4 protein-coding genes and 1 pseudogene are annotated in these 4,702 nt (G+C 60.5%); 1 reads left to right on the top strand and 4 read right to left on the bottom strand.

The features are described 5' to 3' along the window. The 3 genes and pseudogenes from B1964_RS28815 to B1964_RS28805 form a co-directional block, all read right to left on the bottom strand. Positions 1-251, bottom strand: a pseudogene (locus B1964_RS28815) (hypothetical protein); the annotation flags it as partial. Next, on the bottom strand, positions 244-1,596 hold the full coding sequence (locus B1964_RS28810; RefSeq protein ID WP_020173007.1) for a hypothetical protein: 1,353 nt from the start codon (positions 1,594-1,596) through the stop codon (positions 244-246). The pseudogene B1964_RS28815 and the gene B1964_RS28810, both read right to left, overlap by 8 nt. Positions 1,597-1,667: 71 nt before the next feature. Then, positions 1,668-2,816, bottom strand: coding sequence for an OmpA family protein (locus B1964_RS28805; protein WP_020173006.1), 1,149 nt, complete (start codon positions 2,814-2,816; stop codon positions 1,668-1,670). On the opposite strand from B1964_RS28805, the gene B1964_RS28800 reads away from it, so the two are divergent. Next, on the top strand, positions 2,776-3,483 hold the full coding sequence (locus B1964_RS28800; RefSeq protein ID WP_079932230.1) for an HD domain-containing protein: 708 nt from the start codon (positions 2,776-2,778) through the stop codon (positions 3,481-3,483). The genes B1964_RS28805 and B1964_RS28800 overlap by 41 nt on opposite strands. 88 nt (positions 3,484-3,571) lie before the next feature. Here B1964_RS28800 and B1964_RS28795 read toward each other — a convergent pair. Further along, on the bottom strand, positions 3,572-4,702 hold a 1,131-nt coding region (locus B1964_RS28795), incomplete at its 5' end, for a type IV secretory system conjugative DNA transfer family protein (protein ID WP_253194262.1).

Here is a 4,702-nt window from a genome sequence, read left to right as displayed (position 1 = left end):
GATGCCGCCCCAGCCGCCACCCCCAACAACACGTCAACCGATTCCGCGTCGGCAAAGAGACCGGCGAGCGAACTCAATCGGTCGTTGCTTACGACTGCGAAGTCGACAACCGTGTCCGGAAAAGCCGCATCCACGACGAACACACAGCCGTCGAGCTCAAACGAGATCGGACCGAGCGCGACCGAGATGTCCGCGTGCCACGAGAGGCTTCCGTCGTCGGCTCTGACAGCGGTCCCCACCAGATCACTCATTGCGGCACATCCCCTTTCCACCGGCATCGGTTTCGCTCTGCAGGCGCTGCGCCGTGGATATCGCCGTTCGCATGAGCAGTGTCACATCCATGGCCGCGGCGCGGGCTGTTCGCGATCGCGAATTCGCGGGGTGCTCGGTCTCCCACGCCTCCTGAATGAATCGGGAAAGCTGTTGCGAACTCGCCTTGCCCGGCGAGACATCACCCCGCAGTATCGCAATCGCGAGATCCGCCTCCCATAACTGATTCCCGTCAAATACCAGTCCGGGGTCGTTGAGCAATACTTGCACCGCAAGTTCAATCAGTGCACGCGCACGGTAGATCTCTGAGTTCGAGGTTGCCGGGTCGTCAGCACCATCGTGAGCTCGGATGGTGTCCGGATCACCGTCCATATTCAACGGTTGCTCGTATTTGTCCCGTATTGCGGCGAGCCTGCCTTTCTCCTGTCGAATTGATTCAAGACGCATCCGCAGATATCCCTCTGTTCCCTCCAGGGGCTTACCGTGGCGCAATCGATTCACGTAGGTCTTGTGAACGCGTACGTACGCTTCCGCCAGATTGTCGAGGTCAACCTTCCGTATAGGTGGGCCATTGCTGATGGCGGCGTTCAGGAACTCGGTGGCCGCGCTGCGGTGAGCGTCCGAGACGTCAACTGCAGGGTCGTCCGTGGATTCAACGTGCAATGCCGCGCGCACCTCGGCCAGATGCTCCGCCAAGCGTCGACACGTCGCATCGTCTAGTTCTGCATCACCCACACGCGCAGCGGACACGAGGGTAACGAGCCCATCGACGTAGAACTGCCCTGCAGTCCGGATGTCAGTTTTTTCCCGAGAGCTCTGGTCGGAAATGAAGGCCGTCGTTTGGGATGCAGTTTGCGTGATCCCCGACGGCCCGACCAGTCCTCGGCGGACGGCGGCCGGCGTGCCACGCTCGTAGTTGCGTATCGCGGTTGCGACATTGCCGGGTAGTCGAGGCGGTCGTATCTGGCCGAACGCAGACGTCCATCCGCCCGTGTAACGGGTGAGCGGCTCCACGGTCTCGCGGCATGCTTCGATCGCGCTCTCCCACGTCTTGGTGTCCGAGGAACGGACCTTCGGCTCGCACATCACCAAGCCAGTGGTGTCGCCGTAGACGGCACGAAACCATGTCGTCGATCCGAGAGCGCCCGACCACGCCCGCAGTTCGTTGTCCGCCACCTTCTTCTCGGGCGGGGATGGAGACATCTTTCGGTACCACTGTTCGAGCATTCGGTTACGCGAGAGCCCCTCGGCGGGGATATCGAGCAGGTCGATGGACAACTCGGTTTCGATCGGCGGTATCACCGGTCGTTCGATCTTCACATTCACCCTCTCGATGTCACGTAGCTCTGCAAGTCTAAGGCCCGCATCGCATTAGTATGACTGTGAACTCCGGGTTCTCATCGAACGATCTCGATGATCACGGCGCGGTTGGCTTGTGCCATTTCATCTGGGCCGGCGTTCGGCGGAGTGATGATCTCGTCGTAGCCGACCCCACGAACCGTACGGATCTTGGATCGATGAAGTCCACCGGAAACCAGTGCGTCGGCGACTGCCTGCGCGCGCGACGTCGACAGTTCTCGGGCGCCCTCCGCTGGACCGACCCGCCGGGTATGACCAGTCAGATCGACAGCGGATCCCAGAGACGTCAGCCGCCGAGCCAACGTGTTCAGCTCACCGATCACTCCCGGCAGCAACTCAGCGGAATCAGGGCCGAACAGCGCGGAGGAGTCCAGCGAGATCTGATGGGTGTCCCGCGAAAACTCAGGCAGCGCAAAACTCGGAACCGTCACGATCTTCGCCGGCACCGTGGACGCTGCAGGCATGGTCGCCTCTCCCGAATCAACCACCTCACACTTATCTGCATTGCCGGCCGCACAGAGATCCATCCAGAACGACTCCAGTTTCCTGATCATCGGCTCGGGCAGCGCGGGCTGCTGTCCCGCTACTCGCCCCAAGCCCGCGAAGAAGACCCGGCGACCAGAGAGATCTGGCAAGAATCCGCCTTCCCGCAGTTTCTGAATCTCCTCTGCGTTACTGAAATCCCACCCGATAGCGGCGAAGTCCATGAGCCCTTCTGTCTGAAGCCCGCTGGACATCGCAACGATGGTTCCGGCATCCCGTCGCACCGACTCATTCAGTCCAGCAAGCAGATCCAGCGTCGGAGCGTTGGAGGCGACGTTCGACAATCGGGATGAAATCGTGTTGAGCAGCGCCGGAAGTCGTGTCGCGATCTCGGCCGGATCATTCTCGATATCGCCACTCTCGCGCCGAATCACAAGGTCAACTGGCGCTCCGACCGAATCGACCCGGGCACCGCGGGAGACCAGGATTTGCATCGATCCCTCTCCGGTCTGAGCTGCAATGGTGACGAGGCGGTCGAGCGCAGCGGGATACGCCGCCTGCGGTTCGTTCGAGGTCGCGGTTGTGACTACGACGAGGTGTGCGTCGCGTGCGCGTTCGGTGGCATCGCCGCAAGCGCTCAGTGTCGCGACAGCAGCACCTCCGATGAGTACGCAAGCGAGGATGCTTTGGATGTTTCGAATCATGGTCGTCCTTCGCGGTCGCCGCCGATTCTGTCGGCGGGTGGGTAGTGACGAATCCATGACCGCTTCCCCACCTCACACTGCGTCGGGTTCTCTGCCGGAGAGTTCGGTCCATCTGTTCTGGTCTCTGACCAACAGATCCGAGTTCGGATACCTTCACGCATGTGGAGTACACGGCAAGAATCGACCGCGCTATCACCACCGAGGCCATCGCACATGCCAGTCAGAACCGGAGAGTTTCGGGCGTACCTTAGTCTCTCACCCCATTGGAGTCGTCCTGATCACAGCCCAGTACACCGGCAACGAAGACGCCGTCATCGCCGCGTTGTTCCATGACGTCCTGGAAGACGTCTCACCAGACATTTACTCCGTGGATCGGATGCGTGACGAATTCGGTGAACGCGTCACAGAGATTGTGGCGAACGTATCCGAAATCAAGTCCGAGGGCGGAATTACGCGGCCGTGGCGCGCACGCAAAGAAGACTATATCCAGCATCTTCAATTGCTCGACGATACCGACTCGCTAATCGTAGGCGCCGCCGAAAAATGCCCCACCATCAACTCAATGGTGACGGATTTTGAGTCAGTAGGCGAGGAGACTATGAAAAGCCTTCAAGGCCTCAAAATCGGATGTTCTCTGGAATTACGACCAACAAATCAGAACTCTTGAGGAGAAGCCGATACCCGCATCCCTCAAGGAACGTTTGAGGGATGCGGGGGCTCACCTTCGGGCGATCGTCGCAAACGATAATTACCCGTTATGCAACAACCTCCTCCGCGTCGCTTGCTGGTGCGCCACCAGCAGAAGCGGAGGTCATAGGCTGATCGGCCTTTGCGGACGCGGCGCGCTTCGCCAGCCACTCGTCGAGGAAGCTCTTGTCCTTCGTCTCTGCACCTGCGCCGCGTGTCTCGGCGTCCCCTCGCCGATCGCCGTACTCTGACTCTGGGTCGAGAGCGTTCAGCGACAACCCGTAAGTCAGCGTCCGCGTATTGGCGAGAACGCTTCCAGCGCTGGCCGTGAGGCAGTCGCGCGTCGCTGTGTCGACCCGAACGGAGTGGGGCTTCGATGTGACACCGGTTGCGGCCATGCGAGTGACGATTGCCGTGAGAGTGGGAAGGCTCGTGAACGCCGACGGGCTCACTTGATCACCGGTCGCGGCCACCAGTGCTCCGACGTGGGGGCCATTTGAGCGGAACACCACGGACGTTCCCACATTGGCAGCCAATGCCTCTGCAACTTCGCGGTCAAGCTGACCCAGAAACTGATGCGCGGCCGTTACCGAGATGCCGAACTTTCGTCCTTCCGAGAGCATGCTGGACAACGAACCCGCCATCACCGAATGCGCCTCGTCCACAATCACGTGGAAGCGGCGCTCCGGTCGGGAACGGTTCATGGCAGCTACCCAGAATCGGTTCAGCAGTAAGTACCCGAGGAGCCTCGAGGTCGTCTCACCGATCCTTCCTTTTGCGAGATCCACCAGAATGATTCGTCCGTCATCCATCGCGCCGATCGGGTCGTAGCAGTCGTGACCGGACCCCAGAATTGCACGCAAGGCCGGACTCGCAGAGAATCTCTCGAACTTGCTGTTGCACCACGCCACGAGATCCGCATAGTCCGAGGACTTCTTGTTTCGCATCTCGTTCTGCCACCACAGCTTTTCCCTGGGGTCGGTCAGAACCGCAGCAAGGGTCTGGCGCATCCCCTCATGCTCGAGCATGAGGGGCACATCAAGCAGGCTTGCTTTTGGTCCGCGCAAGACCACCAGCCCCCGCAGGGCGTGAGCGATGCGATCCTCGAACCTAGTGGCGCGCGTCGTAACTGACTGAACGGTTGGTTTGCTGCGATAATGGGGTATGGCGAATCGTCCTGCTGCGGCGTTGATGTTGGG

This window comes from Gordonia sp. i37 (assembly GCF_002043085.1).
Classification (GTDB): domain Bacteria; phylum Actinomycetota; class Actinomycetes; order Mycobacteriales; family Mycobacteriaceae; genus Gordonia; species Gordonia polyisoprenivorans.
Note: the sequence above shows the minus strand (reverse complement) of the source record. Positions and strands in the feature narration are given on the sequence as shown.

Excerpts from the sequence above, each read along its gene's own strand:
- B1964_RS28805 (WP_020173006.1), bottom strand. The coding sequence starts at position 2,816 with ATGATTCGAAACATCCAAAGCATCCTCGCTTGCGTACTCATCGGAGGT.
- B1964_RS28800 (WP_079932230.1), top strand. The coding sequence starts at position 2,776 with ATGAGTACGCAAGCGAGGATGCTTTGGATGTTTCGAATCATGGTCGTC.